This is a genomic window from Streptomyces sp. HUAS TT7 (assembly GCF_051550175.1).
Lineage (GTDB): Bacteria > Actinomycetota > Actinomycetes > Streptomycetales > Streptomycetaceae > Streptomyces.
The window spans coordinates 6,968,647-6,986,064 of the sequence record NZ_CP196175.1 but is presented as its reverse complement, the minus strand read 5'-3'; the positions used below and the strand labels follow the sequence as shown (position 1 = coordinate 6,986,064).

Genomic DNA, 17,418 nt, shown 5'->3' with positions numbered 1-17,418 from the left:
CCATAGCCCGAGTGAGACATGAACGTCTCACTCGGGCTGTCGATGCGGCCGCCCCGACGGACCTACTTCTTCGCGGTCGCCCAGTCGTGCTGAACCGTCAAGTCGGCCTTGACCTCGGCAAGTTGGGCGGCCACGGCCGAGGGCGCCGTACCGCCGCGGCCGCTGCGGGAGGCGAGCGCGCCCTTGACGTTGAGGACCGTACGCACCTCGGGCTTCAGGTGCTCGGAGATCTTCGCGAACTGCTCGTCGGTGAGCTGGTCGAGCTCGATGCCGTGCGCCTCGCACTCCTTGACGCACCCGCCCGCGACCTCGTGCGCGACCCGGAACGGCACACCCTGCTTGACCAGCCACTCGGCGATGTCGGTGGCGAGCGAGAAGCCGGCCGGGGCGAGCTCCTCCATCCGCTCCCGGTTGACGGTGAGCGTGGCCATCATCCCGGTGAAGGCGGGCAGCAGCACCTCCAGCTGGTCGCAGGAGTCGAAGACCGGCTCCTTGTCCTCCTGGAGGTCCCGGTTGTACGCGAGTGGCAGCGCCTTCAGCGTGGCCATCAGACCGGTGAGGTTGCCAATCAGGCGGCCCGACTTGCCCCGCGCCAGCTCGGCGATGTCCGGGTTCTTCTTCTGCGGCATGATCGACGAGCCGGTCGAGAAGGCGTCGTGCAGGGTCACGAAGGAGAACTCCTTCGTGTTCCAGATGATGATCTCCTCCGCGATCCGCGACAGGTTCACGCCGATCATCGCGGTGATGAAGGCGAACTCGGCGACGAAGTCCCGCGAGGCCGTGCCGTCGATGGAGTTGCCCACCGAGCCGCGCTCGAAGCCGAGGTCGGCGGCGACGGCCTCCGGGTCGAGGCCGAGCGAGGAGCCCGCCAACGCGCCCGATCCGTAGGGCGACACGGCCGTACGGGTGTCCCACTGGCGCAGCCGCTCGGCGTCCCGGGACAGCGACTGGACGTGGGCGAGCATGTGGTGGGCGAAGAGGACGGGCTGGGCGTGCTGGAGGTGCGTGCGGCCGGGCATGGCGACGTCAGCGTGCGCCTCGGCGAGGCCGACCAGGGCGTCCTGGAGCTCGGCGATCAGGCCGCCGATGATCCGGGCGTGGTCGCGCAGGTACATCCGGAAGAGCGTGGCGATCTGGTCGTTGCGGGACCGGCCGGCGCGCAGCTTGCCGCCGAGGTCGGGGCCGAGGCGCTCCAGGAGGCCGCGCTCCAGGGCGGTGTGGCAGTCCTCGTCGGCGATGGTGCCGACGAAGGAGCCGTCGGCGACGTCGCTCTCCAGCCGGTCCAGGCCGGCGATCATCCGCTGGAGCTCGTCGGCGGTGAGCAGGCCCGCCTTGTGGAGCACACGGGCGTGCGCACGGGAGCCCGCCAGGTCGTACGGGGCGAGCCGCCAGTCGAAGTGGACCGACGCGGACAGGTTCGCCAGCGCCTCGGCGGGACCGTCGGCGAACCGGGCGCCCCAGAGCCGGACGTCACCGTTGTTGCTGCTCACAGCTCAAGCTCCTCAGAAGGGATGGATGTGCCACCGCCTCCCCGCCGCGGAGGAACGGGGAGGCGGCCGTATAACGGGTCACGCTCACGTGAAGTCGCGCCTGGCGGCGATCTCGGCGATAGGCATAACTATGCAGCGCTCTGTATGTTCTGTCAATGCATCGGGGTCGTGACGGCGAGCGGCGCTCATCGCGCGTACGGAGCAACCCGCGCCGGTTCGGGCGGCCGGGCGCGGCGGCCGGGCATACGGTCCGGAGCATGCGCATCACTGCCCTGCTCCTCGCGTCCCTGCTCGTCCCGCTCGCCGTGCCCGCGCACCCCGGGCGGCCGCTGCCCGAGCGGATGGCGTACGCCGGTGGCGGAAGTCAGCTGATCACGGCCGAGGCGCCCTCGCTCGGGGCCACCACGGGCACGCTCACCTGGTGGGACCGGCGGGGCGGGCGCTGGGTGGCGGCCGGCTCGGCGCCCGCCAGGTTCGGCACGAAGGGCCTGGCCGAGGGCGAATCGCGCGTCCAGGGCACCGACACCACGCCGACCGGCCTGTTCACGCTGCCGTACGCCTTCGGGATCGCGCCCGCGCCGCACGGCACCCACTATCCCTACCGGCGCGCGACAGATCGGTCCTGGTGGTGCCAGGACAACGAGTCCCGCAGGTACAACCGCTGGGTGGAGGGCCTGCCCCGGGACTGCCGGGCGAGCGAGTCGGAGCATCTGACGGCGTACGCGAGCCAGTACGCCCGGGCTCTGGTCATCGGCTTCAACTACCGGCGGCCGGTGCGCGGCCGGGGCGCCGGGATCTTCCTGCACGTCAACGGGCGCGGCGCGACGGCCGGTTGCGTGTCGGTGTCCGCCGAGGCGATGGACCGGGTGCTGATGTGGGTGAATCCCCTGCGGCGCCCGCACATCGCGATCGGCACGACGAGCGGGCCGACCGCGATCACCCGTTACTGAACTCAGCTGGCGCAGGCGGCAGTTGGGGGCCGCAGCCCCCGGCCCCCGTCAGCGGTGGTCGTTCTGGGCGAGCCGCAGCAGATGGTCGGCCAGCGCCTGGCCGCCCGAGGGGTCGCGGCTGATCAGCATGAGCGTGTCGTCGCCCGCGATCGTGCCGAGGATGTCGTGCAGTTCGGCCTGGTCGATGGCCGAGGCGAGGAACTGGGCGGCGCCGGGCGGGGTGCGCAGGACGACCAGGTTGGCGGAGGCCTCGGCGGAGATGAGGAGTTCCGCGGAGAGCCTGCGCATCCGCTCCTCCTTCGCCGATTCGCCAAGGGGTGCCTTCGGCGTGCGGAAGCCGCCCTCGCTGGGCACCGCGTAGATCAGCTCACCGCCGGTGTTGCGGATCTTCACCGCACCGAGCTCGTCGAGGTCGCGGGAGAGCGTCGCCTGGGTGACGCTCAGCCCGTCGTCCGCGAGGAGCTTGGCGAGCTGGCTCTGGGACCGCACCGGCTGCCGGTTGAGGATGTCCACGATCCGGCGGTGGCGGGCGGTGCGGGTCTGCGGTACGGCGGGGCCGCCCGGCTCGAAGTCCTGCGCCTCGTCGGTCATCGTCGTCTCATTCTCCGGATCGTCCGTCCCCGTTGACTGTGTCGAGAACGCCGGGCAGGGCCTGGAGGAACGCGTCCGCCTCCGCGTCACCGATGATCAGCGGCGGCATGAGCCGTACGACATCGGGGGCGGGCGCGTTGACCAGGAAGCCGGCATCCTGAGCCGCCTGCTGCACCTGGGGCGCGAGGGGCTCGTTGAGCACGATACCCAGCAGCAGCCCCGCACCGCGGACATGGGAGACCAACGGGTGCCCCAGCGCCTCGATTCCGCCGCGCAGCTTCTCGCCGGTCCGCTTGACCCGGTCGAGCGCCCCGTCGGCGGACAGCGTGTCGATGACGGCGAGTCCGGCGGCGCAGGCGACCGGGTTTCCGCCGAAGGTGGTGCCGTGCATCCCGGGCCTGAGCAGCTCGGCCGCGGCGCCGAAGGCGACCGCCGCGCCGATCGGAAGACCGCCGCCGAGGCCCTTGGCCAGCGTCACGATGTCCGGGTCGACGCCCTCGTGCTGCTGGTACTCGAACCAGGTGCCGGTCCGTCCGATGCCGGTCTGCACCTCGTCCAGGACGAGCAGCGTTCCCGTGGCGCGGGTGATCTCCCGGGCGGCCGACAGGTAGCCGGCCGGCGGGACGACCACGCCCATCTCGCCCTGGATGGGCTCGATGATGACGAAGGCGGTCTCCTCGGTGACGGCCGCCCGCAGCGCCTCGACGTCTCCGTACGGTACGTGGGTGACATCGCCGGGCAGCGGCCGGAACGGCTCCTGCTTGCCGGGCTGGCCGGTGAGCGCGAGCGCGCCCATCGTCCGGCCGTGGAAGCCGCCGTCGGTGGCGACCATGTGGGTGCGCCCGGTCAGTCGGCCGATCTTGAACGCGGCTTCGTTGGCCTCAGCACCAGAGTTGCAGAAGTAAACGCGTCCCGGGCGCCCGAAGAGCTGGACGAGGCGTTCGGCGAGTGCCACCGGCGGCTCCGCGACGAACAGGTTCGAGACGTGGCCGAGCGAGGCGATCTGCTGGGTCACGGCCTGCACGACGGCCGGGTGGGCATGGCCGAGCGCGTTGACCGCGATGCCGCCCACGAAATCGGTGTACTCGGTGCCGTCCGCGTCCCACACCGTCGCACCCGCGCCGCGTACGAGCGAGAGCTTCGGCGTGCCGTAGTTGTCCGTCATGACGTGCTGCCAGCGCTGTGCGAGCTCCTGGTTGGTCACCGCGCTCCCCCTTGTGCGTCCGTTGCGCCTTGTCCGTCGGGCACGACCATCGTGCCGATGCCCTCGTCGGTGAAGATCTCCAGCAGGATCGAGTGCTGGACCCGTCCGTCGATCACGCGGGCGGTGTTGACCCCGTTGCGCACCGCGAACAGGCAGCCCTCCATCTTGGGGACCATGCCGCTGGAGAGTTCGGGAAGGAGCTTCTCCAGCTGACTGGCCGTCAGTTTACTGATGACGTCGTCGCTGTTGGGCCAGTCCTCGTACAGGCCCTCGACGTCGGTGAGGACCATCAGGGTCTCGGCGCCCAGCGCCGCAGCGAGTGCCGCAGCCGCCGTATCAGCATTGACGTTGTAGACATGTCCGTCGTCCTGGGAGCGGGCGATCGAGGAGATGACCGGGATCCGGCCGTCGTCCAGGAGCGCCTGGATGGCGCCCGGGTCGATCGCGGTGATCTGGCCGACCCGGCCGATGTCGACCAGTTCGCCGTCGATCTCGGGGCGGTGCTGGGTGGCGGTGATGGTGTGGGCGTCCTCGCCGGTCATGCCGACGGCGAGCGGCCCGTGCTGGTTGAGCAGCCCGACGAGCTCGCGCTGCACCTGCCCGGCGAGCACCATCCGGACCACGTCCATGGCCTCGGGCGTGGTGACCCTGAGGCCCGCCTTGAACTCGCTGACCAGGCCCTGCTTGTCGAGCTGGGCGCTGATCTGCGGGCCGCCGCCGTGCACGACGACGGGCTTGAGGCCGGACTGCCGCAGGAACACGACGTCCTGGGCGAAGGCGGCCTTCAGCTCCTCGTCGACCATGGCGTTGCCGCCGAACTTGATCACGACGGTCTTGCCGTGGTGCCGGGTCAGCCAGGGCAGCGCCTCGATGAGGGTCTGCGCCTTGGGCAGTGCCGTGTGTTTGCGAGTGCTCATGAGCTGTACGCACTGTTCTCGTGGACGTAGTCGGCGGTGAGGTCGTTGGCCCAGATGACGACGGGCTCGCTGCCGCCGGCGGCGAGGTCGGCGGTGATCCTTACCTCCCGGTAGCGCATGTCGACGAGGTCGCGGTCCTCGCCGACCGAGCCGTTCTTGCAGACCCAGACGCCGTTGATGGCGACGTTGAGCCGATCGGGGTCGAACGCGGCCTTCGTGGTGCCGATGGCGGAGAGCACCCGGCCCCAGTTGGGGTCCTCGCCGTGGATCGCGCACTTGAGCAGGTTGTTCCGCGCGATGGACCGTCCGACCTCGACGGCGTCGTCCTCGCTCGCGGCGTTGATGACCTCGATGCGGATGTCCTTGGACGCACCCTCGGCGTCCCCGATGAGCTGCCGCGCGAGATCGTCGCAGACGGCCCGTACGGCCTCGGCGAAGTCCCCGTATTCCGGGACAAGTTGGGAAGCGCCGGAGGCGAGCAGCAGCACGGTGTCGTTGGTGGACATGCAGCCGTCGGAGTCGACCCGGTCGAACGTCTGCCGCGTCGCGTCGCGCAGCGCCCTGTCGAGCGTGGCGGCGTCGAGGTCGGCGTCGGTGGTGAGCACGACGAGCATGGTGGCGAGCCCGGGGGCGAGCATGCCCGCGCCCTTGGCCATGCCGCCGACGGTCCAGCCGTCCTTGGTGACCACGCTGGTCTTGTGCACGGTGTCGGTGGTCTTGATGGCGATGGCGGCCTTTTCGCCGCCGTGCGCGGAGAGTTCGGCGGCCGCCTGCTCGATGCCGGGCAGGAGCTTGTCCATCGGGAGCAGCACGCCGATGAGCCCGGTGGACGCGACGGCGACCTCGCCCGCACTGTGCCCGTCGAGCACCTCGGCGACCTTCTCGGCCGTGGCGTGGGTGTCCTGGAAGCCCTTGGGTCCCGTACAGGCGTTGGCACCACCGGAGTTGAGGACGACGGCGCTCACCTCGCCGCCCTTGAGCACCTGCTCGGACCACAGGACCGGGGCAGCCTTGACGCGGTTGGAGGTGAAGACGCCCGCGGCGGCGCGGCGGGGCCCGGTGTTGACCACGAGGGCCAGGTCCGGGTTGCCGTTCTGCTTGATCCCGGCGGCGATGCCCGCCGCCGTGAATCCCTGCGCTGCGGTCACGCTCACGGCGCAACTCCAATCGTCGAAAGGCCGGTGGACTCGTCGAGTCCGAGGGCGATGTTCATGCTCTGCACCGCGCCGCCGGCGGTGCCCTTCGTGAGGTTGTCGATGGCGCTGATGGCGATCACGCGCCCGGCGCTCTCGTCGTACGCCACCTGCACCTGAACGGAGTTGGATCCGTACACGGAGGCGGTGGCGGGCCACTGCCCCGCGGGGAGCAGGTGCACGAACGGCTCGTCCGCGAAGGCCTTCTCGTACGCGGCCCGTACGCCCTCGGCGGTGACGCCGTCCTTCGCCTTCGCGGAACAGGTGGCGAGGATGCCGCGGGACATGGGCGCGAGGGTGGGCGTGAAGGACACGGTGACGTCCTGGCCCGCCACGGCGCTCAGGTTCTGGATCATCTCGGGGGTGTGCCGGTGCCCGCCGCCGACCCCGTACGGGGACATCGAGCCCATCACCTCGCTGCCGAGCAGATGCGGCTTGAGCGCCTTGCCCGCGCCGGAGGTGCCGGTGGCGGCGACGATCACGGCGTCGCTCTCCACGAGGCCGTTCTGGTACGCGGGGAAGAGCGCGAGGGAGACGGCGGTCGGGTAGCAGCCGGGCACGGCGATCCGCCGCGTCGACTCCAACGCCGCCCGCGCGCCCGGCAGTTCGGGCAACCCGTAGGGCCAGGACCCGGCGTGCGCCGAACCGTAGAACTTCTCCCAGTCGGCGGCGTTCCGGAGCCGGAAGTCGGCCCCCATGTCGACGACGAGGACGTCCGGCCCGAGCTGATCGGCCACGGCCGCGGACTGCCCGTGCGGCAGCGCCAGAAAGACGACATCGTGCCCGGAGAGCACCTCGGCGGTGGTCGGTTCGAGCGTCCGCCCGGCCAGCGGGACGAGATGCGGCTGAAGCGAACCGAGCAGCTGCCCGGCGTTGGAGTTCGCGGTCAGCGCCCCGATCTCGACCCCAGGATGCCCAAGCAGCAGGCGCAGAAGCTCCCCGCCCGCATACCCACTGGCCCCTGCCACTGCCGCACGTACCGCCGCCATCGTTCCTCCTCGGTGATGGCATGACTATACGCAGCGTTGCAGTTTTATGCAATGAGACTCGGGGGCGCCCGGCGTCCCAGTGTGGTCGGAGCGGCTGAGCGAGCCCTGTCTGACCTGCGCATAGGGCCTCGGGGGTGATCCGTCACCGGGCGTCGCGCAGCTGAAGGAGGTACGTCGCGGTCAGTGCCACGACACGGTCCGTGTCGTGCGACAGCTCCACGAGGGCGTGGGACGCCCGGGTGCCCGGGATGCCCGCGAGCGCCTGGGTCAGCCGTCCGCGTGCGGGCGCTTGCGTGGTGGCGTGGGCGAGGCGGTCGACGAGCCCGGTCGCGATCCGGTCCGCCGTTGCGGTGTCGCTCGCCAGAACGCTCAGTGCGTCGGCGGCGTCGGTGTCGTTCCTGCCTTCCGCGATCATGTCGATGAGCGTCGGGACCGCGTCGATCACCCCACGCGTTCCGAGCGCCAGAGCCGCGTACCCGCGGACCACGGCATCGGGATGCGCGAGGGCATCCCGCAGGTGGTTGTCGGCCTCGCCTTCAGCCATCTCGGCGAGGGACTGAACGGCACGTTTGCGCACCGCGGGCACCGGTGAGCCGAGGCCGTGCGCCAGCAGGGCCGGGCCGTCGTCGCCCGATCGCGCCAGCGCCCAGCGAAGGGCGCCGGAGACGTTAGGGTCCGTCTCGTTCAGTGCCGCCTCGACGAGGGCTTCCACCGGCACTTCGTCGGCCGAGGCAAGAGCCGCGCGCTGGCGCGCGTCGGCGTTCTTCGACCCCAGGGCCTGGAGGAGTACGACCACTTGGAGGACGTCCTCCCACCCGGCGGGGCCGGCGGCATCGATCCGGCGCAGCCGCGTGAGCAGCTCGGTCTCGGCGGCGATGCGTTCGCGGGTCCGGCGGATGAGGTCGTCGACGAGCGCCGAGGGCGTGAAGTGGGGGTCGTCGAGCGCGCGACCGATCTCGCGCAGCGAAAGACCCAGCGACCGCAGGCTCTCGACGTGGAAGATCCGCCGGATGTCCTGCTCGGAGTACTCCCGGTAGCCGGAGCCGGTACGGCCCGAGGGCCGCACCAGACCGAGCGACTCGTAATGCCGGAGCATGCGGGCACTGACCCCGGACCGTCGGGCCACCTCACCGATCAACACGCCTTATCGTCCCTCCTGGCCGGACCCGCCGAGAGCCACGACCCGCTTCGCCTCCTCGATCGCGAACTCGAATCCGGCGTCCGGGTCGCGCAGCAGCCGTTGTGTGGCGCGTGCGTGCGCGCGCACGCACGGGTCGGCGACCGTCGCGGCAGCGAGCAGAGCCGGCACGATCACTTCCCCCAGCGCGACCAGTGCCCGGCTGAGACTCAGCTGCGTCTCCCGCCCACCGCGCCCGAGCTGCGTCGCCAACACCGCGGCCAACGCTGCCTCCTCGCCCTCCGGTACGAGTATGGCCGCAGCCCGCCAGGCACTGCGCGCGACCTCGTCGTCGGCGTCGGACAACAGCGCCCGCGTGATCGCCGGCCACGCCTGCCGGTCCCCGATCTTGGACAGCGTGTGCAGCGCCTGGCTCCGAGCCTGCGCCCGCTTCGAGCGGACCTCGCGGATCAGCACGGGCAGGGTCATGTCCACCGGGTGGCGCGTGAGGGCCCAGGTCAGCATGTCGCGGACGAGGAACTCGGGCTCGATCGCGCATCGCTCGACGAGCCTGTCGACGAAGCGCGGGTCGGGCGTCGTGCCGACCGCCAGAGCGGCCCGCAGCCGCACGGACGAACGGCCGTCCTCCAGCCCCTGGAGCGCTCGGGCCGCATCCGTGTCCTGTCTCGTGATCGTCATCGAGACCACCTCCTTGGCAAGCAGTGAAGGGCTTGTCACCGTGTCAAGGTCAAACAGGGCCCGCCGCCGAGGAGCCGGTCCATCGGCCCTCGGCGGCGGGCTCGACGCGCCGCCCGGCGGGTCTGCGGCATCAAGCCTTCATCAGGCCCTGCCCTTGAGGGTCTGCCGGATCCAGTCCGCGTAGGCGGGCACATTCGTGTAGAGGCCCGGCCCGGCCGAGCACGCGACCCCGGGGGCGCCCGGGCCCGAGGTGGCTCCGACGAGCTCCCACCGTCCGTGCCTGCCCTTCTGGAGCTGCGGCCCACCGGAGTCCCCGAAGCACGCCATCGCCCCGGACACGCGGCTGATCGTGCACAGCCGCGTCCGGTCCGCATAGCCGGGGGCGCATTCGGCGTCGGCACCCCTGCGCGTGTCGAGCTCGCGCAACCGCTCCGCGAACTTCAGCTCGCTGTCGCTGGTGGTGCCGAATCCCAGGATGCGGGTCGGGGTGCCGGGCCGTCCGGGCCGTTCCGCGATCCGGATCGGCTTCTCGGTGACCGGGCGGTCCAGACGTACCAGCGCGATGTCGTCGCGGTTGGCGGCCTTCCCGTCACCGTTCACATAGCCGGGGTGGACGACGATCCGCTCGATCGCCCGGACGGTTCCCCCGGACTTCCGCGCCTCGCTGCCGATCCGGACGATGCCGTCCAGCTCGATGCCGTCGCCCCGCACACAGTGGGCCGCCGTCAGCACCCACTGCGGATCGACCAGCGACGCCCCGCAACTGCCGTCGTAAAGACCTTGCTTCGGGGCCGACTCCGGGATCGTCGCCATGAACGGGTAGTGCTCGGTGGGACCGGTCCCGTTGACGATCGCTCCGGCGCTGCCGGTCATCAGGGTGGCGCACGTCGCGACTGCGAGAACGCCGACGGCGGCGGTGCGCGCCCCACGGCGGCGAACCGACTTCAAACTGAACATCCAGGGTTTCCTTCGCTCGTGGATCCGGACGCGTCCACCCTGCTTGTCCAAGATTCACGGGGCCATCCGGGTAGCGAGCCCGAACACGGTGGGGATATCCCCCGTCTCCGCCCACGGATCAACCAGCCGATCCCAGAACCGGCCCGCGGCACGGCCGGACAGGACACCCGGCGTGACCGACGTCGAACCCGGCGGCGGCTTCGTCTGGCCCGACCCGGCCGCCGTATGCATCGACGTCGTGACCGTCCCGGAACCCAGGACGACGACGAAGAACCGTGTCCACATCGATCTCGCCACCACCTCCGCGGCCCATCAGGCGGGGCTGGTCAGACGCCTGAAGGCGCTCGGTGCGACGCCCGCCGACGTGGGCCAGGGCGACGTGCCGTGGACGGTCCTCGCCGAACCCAACACGCCTGACCACCAGTTCTGAGGATGCGCGCACGTCAGAGAATGCAGAAGCCCCGCACGGCACTTGGGCCGCACGGGGCGTTTTGCTGTCTGGGAGTTGGTCAGTTGCAGAACGACGACTTCACAGCGGTCACGATGTTCGCGGCCTGGTCGTCCGTGAGGCTCGGCACCGTGCCGCCCTCAAAGCGGGCTTTGGCCTTCTTCTGGATCATGGCATCAGCCTCGCCGTACTTGATGTCCGAGCACACGTCCCGCGCTCGGCTCACGGCCCGTCTTCCTTCACGACTAGCCCCGCGTCGATGGTGCGCAGTGCTCGTATCAGCGCCTCACGCCGCCCCGCGTCGGGTGACGGGACGCCGGACGGCTTGGACGCTGCCTCGCTCGGCTTGTCGGCGGGCTTGGCGGGTGCCGTGGTGGGCTTGGGCTCCGCTTCGGCCTTGTCGGGCTTGTCCTCGAACAGGGACAACAACCCGCCGAACGCGAGCAGTCCCACGATCGCGATGATCCAAATCTTCGTTTTCCGCTGCATAGCGGCCCCTCCCCTGATGCTGCGTGCAAGATCGCTCTTGACTATCACATTGCCTTCACGTGACCCGCCCTGTTCGGCCATGTTGCGTGCGGCGGACGGTGGTCGTCCCACTGCGGGGCCGGGTAGCACTTCCCGGCGTGCTCTGGGCAGGCCCAAAGCGTCGTTCCGGGGCCGCTGTTGCCCTGTATCCATCGGATGGGAGCAGGGGCGTTGGTGAGCTGGTGACAGTCGATGCAGAGCGCCACGTTGCCGAGCGGGGACGGATCAGTGATTCCGTCGCGGGTCATGCGTGCACCCCCGCCCGAACGGGAGTGATGTTGGTGGTGGGGTGGTCGTAGTCGACGCCGTTTTCTGCGAACGCTGCGGCCCACCGCCGCTCGCGCTGTACATGCGGCAGCCCGGCACCCTCGCGGAAGATCTCGCGGACGGTTTCGGCGCTCGGCTCTTGCCACGGTGTGCACCACACGGAAGCGGGCACGGACTGGCTTGTGGGCTCGGGCTGTTCGGCAAGGAACGCGGCGGTGTGGCGTCCGGGCCGGTGAGTCCAGGGCAGTAAGGCGAAGTTGTCTCCGCTCTCCCCATGTCTGAGCGCCCGAGTGATCCGCACGCACCGCACGCCCCTTATCTGCGGGTGCTGGAAGCGCTCACCACGGACATCAAGGCGGGCACCTATGGGCCGGGCGACCGCATTCCATCCGAAGCGGAGTTGTGCGAGCGGTTCAAAGTGGCGCGTGAGACCGCCCGCCGAGCGGTGCGGGTGCTCAGGGAGCGCGGAATCGTTCAGACCGAGTAGGGCAAGGGAACGTTCGTCGTCGGTGCGGACAACAACCAAGACGAGAAGTAGCCCCGCCTGCCCGCCACGGGGGAGAGACGGACAGGCAGGGCTACTCTCCCGGCCCTACGCGGCTGCACCTCCCGGTACAGGGTTGTCCGGCTCACCCAGCCAGACGTGTTCACCGGCGGTGTCCACGGTCAGGCCGAAACGCTCGATGGCGGGACGCCCTTGTGCGGTCCACCATTCGAGCCCGGTTTGCACGTCATCCCACAGCCGGCGACGCCCTGACTGCCACACGCGGGTAGCGGCGTTGTCCCGGAACTGCGCGCACGCCCAAGAGCGGTCCGTCAGTCCGTAGAACCAGACGGCGCGCGTACCTTCATCCCTATCGGCGGTGACGCGAACGCAGTCCCGGACGCATAGGCCAACCACGAAGTCTTCAACACTGAATCGACCGCCCAAGAGCTGTTCCTCGGTGACGGTGCTCGATGACTCGTCCCCATCGGCAACGCTGCCCGATACGTACTCGGCGTGTGGCACGAGTGGTTGACGTTGGGTGCGTGCCTTCATGAACTCCACGGGCCCCGTGAACAGTCCCGACGCGCTCTCTCCGCCGTCGGCAACGACCAACCGGGCTACGGCGTCCCCGTTGCTGTAGTGGGTCCCCCACGGAGCCACGATGATTCCGCCGGCTCGGGACTGCTCAACCCATGCATGGGGGATGGACCGCAGGCCACATGTGGCAATGATCCGGTCGTACGGCGCCCCCTCTCTGTAGCCCTGGAGTCCGTCGCGGGTCACCACACATACAGGAAGTCCGAACAGGTTGAGTGCCGTACGGGCCTCTGCCGCAACGCTGGAATCAAGCTCGACGCTGACGACGTTCTCGGCCCCCAACCGGTGAGCAAGTAGTGCGGCGTTCCACCCTGTCCCGGTGCCGATTTCCAAGACCCGATTACCGGGCTTCACGTCTAGATCGGCGAGCATCCGGAACACGACGGACGGCATGGACGCTGATGACGTGGACACGCTTCCGGGGTCGTTGCCGGTGTGCTTGCCATCGTCCCATTGCGTCACAACGGGAACGTCTGAGTCTGCGTATCCGTACCACGCTTCCGGGTCGTCCGCGCGTGACACGGGAACACTCTGTCCCGTCTTCATGTCCCATGGCCAGATGAGGTCAGGGAGGAAGCCGGCGCGTGGAACGGCAGCGAATGAAGGCGCCCAGTCCGAGGAGAGCACGCCCCGGGACATGAGGACACGCCCCAGCTGTGTGCGGCTGGGGCGTTCCTGGTGTGCGTTGGTGGCCACTGGTTAGGCAGCCTTCGGCGGGTTGGGAACTCCGGGGCCCCCATCAGGGGTGGGCGGCTGGTGCGGTCCGGGGTAGGGCTCACCGGGGAGTTTGTCGCCGCCGTTGGCCAGTGTGGCGCTCAAGGTGCTCTCCTTCGCCTGGCTCCGGCTGCGCCGTGGGATCAATATCCGCGGCACTCAACTTCCCTACCTGCGCGAGATGTTGGGCACTCTCCCCGAATCGTGAGGCCAACACGACCGCCTGCCCCCAGCTGAGGTCCGCGCGCCCCGCCAGGGCGGAAGCAAGCTCGGCGTCGGCGACCCCGACCAGCCGATCGACCAGCTCGGAAGGCAAGGCGGCATGGGCAGCAAGCCCTCAGAGGACATGATGCATGGAAGGAATCCTGCCTGGCTCCGCCGCGGGACGGCTCGGAGAATTCCGCGCCCTCTACGTGAACCATCCACGTCATCGAAATCAACGGGTCGCCCCACGAGTGCCCCAACTGGGCCAGTGTGCAAGGCAGTTGACCCAACAGAAAGTAACCGTTCCCGAAAACCGTCCCCCCGGACGCAGCATTGTGATGATGTGGCCTTCCGCGCCTGCCCGAGTCCAGGGAGTCCGTCGTGCCCCGAACAGCTCAAGAGATCTTCCAGAGTTGCGTCTACGCCGGTGCCATGACCCGGAACGCCGATGCCTTCGCCGAGCTCTTCACCGTGGACGGCGTCTTCGAGGCGCCGCTCATGCCCGACGGCGCCGCCTTCCCCAGGCGGTTGGTGGGTCGCGAGGAGATCCGCGGTGTGATGGCCGCGTACTACGAGCAACAGGGCAAGGACGGCCGCACCCCGAACCTGGAGAAGTCCGGATACGTCCTGCACACCACTGCCGACCCCGACGTGTTCATCGCCGAAATCGACACGGTCTTCGACGGAGACGAGGGCGACGTGTCGGTCTCGCTCGTGCAGATCTTCCGCATCCGCGACGGGAAGATCGCTCGGCTGCGGGACTACTTCGCGCCGGAGTTGATGGACTGAGGACTTCCGGGTCATCGCCGCACACCCGCACGTGACGCACACTGCGCGGAGCGCGACAACCCAGCACGCCCCACCCGGGCTAAGCTCCACCCCATGGCCCTGACCATGGATGACGTCGACCGGTTCGAGGCGGCCCGGCCGCGCCTGGAGGCCATTGCCTATCGGATGCTCGGCTCCGCCTGCGAGGCCGAGGATGCTGTGCAGGAGACGTTTCTGCGGTGGCAGGCCGGTGACGTCGAGCGGATCGAGGTGCCCGAGGCCTGGTTGACGAAGGTGCTCACCAATCTGTGCCTCAACCAGCTCTCTTCGGCCCGCGCGCGGCGCGAGACCTATGTGGGGCAGTGGCTTCCCGAGCCGTTGCTCGAAGGGGACCGGATGCTCGGGCCCGCCGACACCGTCGAGCAGCGTGAGTCGGTCTCGTTCGCGGTGCTCGCCCTTCTTGAGCGCCTCTCCCCCAACGAGCGGGCGGTGTACGTGCTGCGGGAGGCGTTCGCGTACTCGCACCGGGAGATCGCCGAGATCCTCGACATCAGCGAGGCCGCCGCCCAGCAGATCTTCCACCGCGCCAAGAAGCACATCGCCGAGGGCAAGGCCCGTACCGAGATCGACGAGGCGGCCGCACGGCGGATCGTGGACGAGTTCCTCGCGGCCGCCACCAGCGGCCGGACCGAGCCGCTCGTTCGGCTGCTCACCCAGGAGGCCATCGCGGTCGGCGACGGCGGCGGAAGGGTCCCGGCTCGCGCGAAGGCGTTCGAGGGTGCTGTCGCGGTCGCGAAGTTCCTGCGGGGCCTGTTCAAGCCCAGCAAGGCCAAGCGCGACCTGATCGGCGGCACGGCCGAGGTCTACGCCGCGACCGCCAACGGTGGCCCCGCCGTCGTGGTGATCGTCGACGGCCGGGTCTACGGCGTCATGTGCCTGGAGGTCACCGCCGAGGGCATCGCCGCCGTCCGCAGCCAGGTCAACCCCGACAAGCTCAACCGCGCCACCGAGCGGTGGGCGGCCGCCGAACACGGGGAACCCCTGTTCACAGCCTTCTAGCCCAGGGTGTGATCTGGTTCACATCGCTCTCCTGTCAGGAAACGGCGGGCTGCCCGGTTCAAGGGGCGAAACCGTGCGAGACAGGAGCAGGGATATGCAGCACCGCATCATCGTCCTCGGAGCCGGATACAGCGGAGCCATCGCCGCCGGGCGGCTCGCCAAGCGGCTACGGCGCGAAGACGTCGCCATCACCCTCGTCAACGCCGAGCCCGACTTCGTCGAGCGCGTCCGGATGCACCAGCTCGCGGTCGGCCGGCACCTCAGGCCCCGGCCCTTCGCCGAGATGTTCGCGGGCACCGGCGTCGAGCTGAAGTTCGCGCAGGTCACCGTGGTCGATGTCGATCGGAGGACCGTCGCCGTCGCCGATGCCGACGGCGCCGAGCAGCAACTGTCGTACGACACCCTCGTGTACGCCCTCGGAAGTGCCTGGAACGACCAGGGCGTTCCAGGCGCCGCCGAGCACGCCCACCAGATCGCGAGCCGCCCCGGCGCGCTGCGGCTGCGCGAGCGCCTCGCCCGTCTGGCAGGCGGGGAGTCCGTGGTCGTGGTCGGCGGCGGACTCACCGGCCTGGAGGCCGCGACCGAGATCGCCGAGGCGCGCCCGGACCTCGATGTCGCCCTCGCCGCCCGGGGCGGCCTCGGCGACTGGCTCTCGCCCAAGGGCCGCCGTCACGTGCGGGACGTCTTCGGCAGGCTCGGCGTCACCGCGTACGAGAACGTCGATGTCACCGGCGTCGAGGACGGCCAGGTGGTCATCGCCGACGGCACGTTCATCCCGGCCTCGGTCACGGTGTGGACCACCGGCTTCGCCGTCCACCCGATCGCGCGAGCCACCACGCTCGATGTCACCGACACCGGCCAGATCGTGGTCGACGGGACCATGCGGTCGGTCTCGCACCCGGACGTGTACGCCATCGGTGACGCGGCCATGGCGATGGGCCCCGGCGACAAGCCGCTGCGGATGTCGTGCGCCTCGGGCACCCCCATGGCGTGGCAGGCCGCCGACGCCATCGCGGCCCACCTGACCGGCGGAAAGCTCCCGAGCGTGCCGCTGCGCTACTTCAACCAGTGCATCTCGCTGGGCCGCAAGGAGGGCCTGATCCAGTACGTCACCGCCGACGACCGCGCCGTCCGGGCGGCCCTGACGGGGCGGTTCGCCGCGCTCTACAAGGAGCTGGTCTGCAAGGGCGCGGCCTGGGGCGTCGCCAACCCGCTGCTCGGGATGCCGGCCCGGCGCCGCCCCGTCGTGGTGCGCGAGCCGGCCGGGGTGGACCCGGCGGTCAAGGCGCCGGCCTGACCGCGACCGGCCGTCCGGAAGGGCGGGGCGCCCATTCCGCCCCGCCCTATCCGACCCGCTCCGACAGGAACGCCTCCCACGTGCGGCTGCCCACCGTCGCCCGGTCCAGGGACAGGTTCTCGCCCGCCCGGTACGCGCGGCCCGTCTTTCCCGGGAGACGGATCGGCAGCATCGGGCGGCGGCTGCCGCGTGCCGCCAGGTAGCCGCGGGCCAGGTCGGCCATCGCGTACACCTTCGGGCCGGCCAGGTCCGGCACAAGCCCGGCCGGGTCCCCCAGCGCCAACTCGACCAGCCTGCTTGCCACTTCGCGCGAGTCGACCGGCTGGAAGCGGAGGCCGCCCGGGCAGGGCACCACCGGCAGCTTCGCCATCTTCGACACGACCGTCAGGGTCAGGTCGTGGAACTGGGCGGCGCGCAGCGTGGTGTACGGGATGCCGGATTCGGCGATGGCCCGCTCGGCGCCGAGCTTGGACCTGAAGTAGGCCAACGGCATCGTGTCCGTACCGATGACGGAGATGTAGACCAGGTACCGCACCCCGGCCCGCTTCGCCGCGCGTACGAGGTTGCGGGTCGCCTCGTCGTCGCCCTTGGCGCCGCCCGCGAGGTGCAGGACCGTCTCGACCCCGTCGAGCGCCGCCCCGATGCCCTCGTCCTTGAGCAGGTCGGCGGTCACGTACTCGATGCCGTCCGCGGACGGGCGCTCCTGCCGGGTGAGGACCCGTACGTCGCGGCCCGCCGCCCGCAGCAGCGGGACGACGTGGCCGCCCAGCGTGCCCGTGCCGCCGGTGACGAGGATGGGGGACGTCGATGTCATGGCTGCTCCAGCTTGTCCGGTGCGAGGGCCGGGCCCCCGCCGCGTTCCGCCCGGTTGGGTGGATCTGCCGCTCTGACACCGGGGGCCGGGCGAATGTGACACGGGTTCCGCGCGCCCGGCCCTCGGCC

The 17,418-nt window shown here is 70.2% G+C and carries 19 protein-coding genes and 1 pseudogene; 6 read left to right on the top strand and 14 right to left on the bottom strand.

Going from position 1 to position 17,418, the window contains the following annotated elements:
* Positions 1-62: 62 nt before the first annotated feature.
* Positions 63-1,490: an argininosuccinate lyase gene (gene argH / locus ACSHXC_RS31465; RefSeq protein WP_438294785.1), complete on the bottom strand. Its 1,428-nt coding sequence runs from the start codon at positions 1,488-1,490 to the stop codon at positions 63-65.
* Positions 1,491-1,747: 257 nt separating this feature from the next.
* Here argH and ACSHXC_RS31460 point away from each other — a divergent pair, with 257 nt between their 5' ends.
* Positions 1,748-2,440, top strand: a complete 693-nt coding sequence (locus ACSHXC_RS31460; protein ID WP_438294784.1) for a L,D-transpeptidase family protein — start codon at positions 1,748-1,750, stop codon at positions 2,438-2,440.
* A 48-nt stretch (positions 2,441-2,488) separates the two neighbouring features.
* Here the strand turns inward: ACSHXC_RS31460 and ACSHXC_RS31455 are convergent, their stop codons facing one another.
* From ACSHXC_RS31455 to ACSHXC_RS31420, 8 genes are all read right to left on the bottom strand, one after another.
* Positions 2,489-3,031, bottom strand: coding sequence for an arginine repressor (locus ACSHXC_RS31455; protein WP_053723584.1), 543 nt, complete (start codon positions 3,029-3,031; stop codon positions 2,489-2,491).
* A 7-nt stretch (positions 3,032-3,038) separates the two neighbouring features.
* Positions 3,039-4,196 carry an acetylornithine transaminase gene (locus ACSHXC_RS31450; RefSeq protein WP_438296932.1) on the bottom strand — a complete coding sequence of 386 codons (1,158 nt, stop codon included), beginning with the start codon at positions 4,194-4,196 and terminating at the stop codon, positions 3,039-3,041.
* A gap of 35 nt (positions 4,197-4,231) precedes the next feature.
* Positions 4,232-5,152 carry an acetylglutamate kinase gene (gene argB, locus ACSHXC_RS31445; protein ID WP_438294783.1) on the bottom strand — a complete coding sequence of 307 codons (921 nt, stop codon included), beginning with the start codon at positions 5,150-5,152 and terminating at the stop codon, positions 4,232-4,234.
* A complete protein-coding gene (argJ, locus tag ACSHXC_RS31440) occupies positions 5,149-6,306 on the bottom strand; it encodes a bifunctional glutamate N-acetyltransferase/amino-acid acetyltransferase ArgJ (RefSeq protein WP_438294782.1) in 1,158 nt (385 codons plus the stop codon). The genes argB and argJ overlap by 4 nt, the downstream gene beginning before the upstream one ends.
* Positions 6,303-7,334, bottom strand: a complete 1,032-nt coding sequence (gene argC, locus ACSHXC_RS31435) for an N-acetyl-gamma-glutamyl-phosphate reductase (protein ID WP_438294781.1) — start codon at positions 7,332-7,334, stop codon at positions 6,303-6,305. Before argC ends, argJ begins: the two co-directional genes overlap by 4 nt.
* A 142-nt stretch (positions 7,335-7,476) precedes the next feature.
* Complete coding sequence (locus ACSHXC_RS31430) at positions 7,477-8,475, bottom strand: MerR family transcriptional regulator (RefSeq protein WP_438294780.1); 999 nt, start codon at positions 8,473-8,475, stop codon at positions 7,477-7,479.
* A gap of 3 nt (positions 8,476-8,478) precedes the next feature.
* Positions 8,479-9,150: a HEAT repeat domain-containing protein gene (locus ACSHXC_RS31425; RefSeq protein WP_438294779.1), complete on the bottom strand. Its 672-nt coding sequence runs from the start codon at positions 9,148-9,150 to the stop codon at positions 8,479-8,481.
* A 141-nt stretch (positions 9,151-9,291) separates the two neighbouring features.
* Positions 9,292-10,107: a S1 family peptidase gene (locus tag ACSHXC_RS31420; RefSeq protein ID WP_438294778.1), complete on the bottom strand. Its 816-nt coding sequence runs from the start codon at positions 10,105-10,107 to the stop codon at positions 9,292-9,294.
* A gap of 166 nt (positions 10,108-10,273) precedes the next feature.
* Between ACSHXC_RS31420 and ACSHXC_RS31415 the strand changes: the two are divergent.
* Positions 10,274-10,513: pseudogene (locus ACSHXC_RS31415) on the top strand (VOC family protein); the annotation flags it as partial.
* A 103-nt stretch (positions 10,514-10,616) separates the two neighbouring features.
* Here ACSHXC_RS31415 and ACSHXC_RS31410 read toward each other — a convergent pair.
* The 3 genes from ACSHXC_RS31410 to ACSHXC_RS31400 all read right to left on the bottom strand — a co-directional run bounded on the left by ACSHXC_RS31410 (position 10,617) and on the right by ACSHXC_RS31400 (position 11,522).
* Entirely contained in the window at positions 10,617-10,781 is a 165-nt protein-coding gene (locus ACSHXC_RS31410) for a hypothetical protein (RefSeq protein ID WP_438294777.1), read from the bottom strand.
* Positions 10,778-11,044, bottom strand: coding sequence for a hypothetical protein (locus tag ACSHXC_RS31405; RefSeq protein ID WP_438294776.1), 267 nt, complete (start codon positions 11,042-11,044; stop codon positions 10,778-10,780). The genes ACSHXC_RS31410 and ACSHXC_RS31405 overlap by 4 nt, the downstream gene beginning before the upstream one ends.
* Before the next feature lie 283 nt (positions 11,045-11,327).
* The gene (locus tag ACSHXC_RS31400; protein WP_438294775.1) at positions 11,328-11,522 is read right to left on the bottom strand and encodes a hypothetical protein; all 195 of its coding nucleotides are present in this window, start codon (positions 11,520-11,522) and stop codon (positions 11,328-11,330) included.
* 102 nt (positions 11,523-11,624) lie between these two features.
* On the opposite strand from ACSHXC_RS31400, the gene ACSHXC_RS31395 reads away from it, so the two are divergent.
* Positions 11,625-11,837: a GntR family transcriptional regulator gene (locus tag ACSHXC_RS31395; RefSeq protein WP_438294774.1), complete on the top strand. Its 213-nt coding sequence runs from the start codon at positions 11,625-11,627 to the stop codon at positions 11,835-11,837.
* 105 nt (positions 11,838-11,942) lie between these two features.
* Here ACSHXC_RS31395 and ACSHXC_RS31390 read toward each other — a convergent pair whose 3' ends face one another.
* Entirely contained in the window at positions 11,943-13,073 is a 1,131-nt protein-coding gene (locus ACSHXC_RS31390) for a methyltransferase domain-containing protein (protein ID WP_438296931.1), read from the bottom strand.
* Between the two features lie 711 nt (positions 13,074-13,784).
* Here ACSHXC_RS31390 and ACSHXC_RS31385 point away from each other — a divergent pair.
* The 3 genes from ACSHXC_RS31385 to ACSHXC_RS31375 all read left to right on the top strand — a co-directional run bounded on the left by ACSHXC_RS31385 (position 13,785) and on the right by ACSHXC_RS31375 (position 16,476).
* A complete protein-coding gene (locus ACSHXC_RS31385) occupies positions 13,785-14,141 on the top strand; it encodes a nuclear transport factor 2 family protein (protein ID WP_438294773.1) in 357 nt (118 codons plus the stop codon).
* A gap of 93 nt (positions 14,142-14,234) precedes the next feature.
* The gene (locus ACSHXC_RS31380) at positions 14,235-15,179 is read left to right on the top strand and encodes an RNA polymerase sigma-70 factor (protein ID WP_438294772.1); all 945 of its coding nucleotides are present in this window, start codon (positions 14,235-14,237) and stop codon (positions 15,177-15,179) included.
* Between the two features lie 94 nt (positions 15,180-15,273).
* Positions 15,274-16,476, top strand: a complete 1,203-nt coding sequence (locus ACSHXC_RS31375) for an NAD(P)/FAD-dependent oxidoreductase (protein WP_438294771.1) — start codon at positions 15,274-15,276, stop codon at positions 16,474-16,476.
* A 46-nt stretch (positions 16,477-16,522) separates the two neighbouring features.
* Here ACSHXC_RS31375 and ACSHXC_RS31370 read toward each other — a convergent pair whose 3' ends face one another.
* The gene (locus ACSHXC_RS31370) at positions 16,523-17,290 is read right to left on the bottom strand and encodes an SDR family oxidoreductase (RefSeq protein WP_438294770.1); all 768 of its coding nucleotides are present in this window, start codon (positions 17,288-17,290) and stop codon (positions 16,523-16,525) included.
* Between the last annotated feature and the right edge of the window lie 128 nt (positions 17,291-17,418).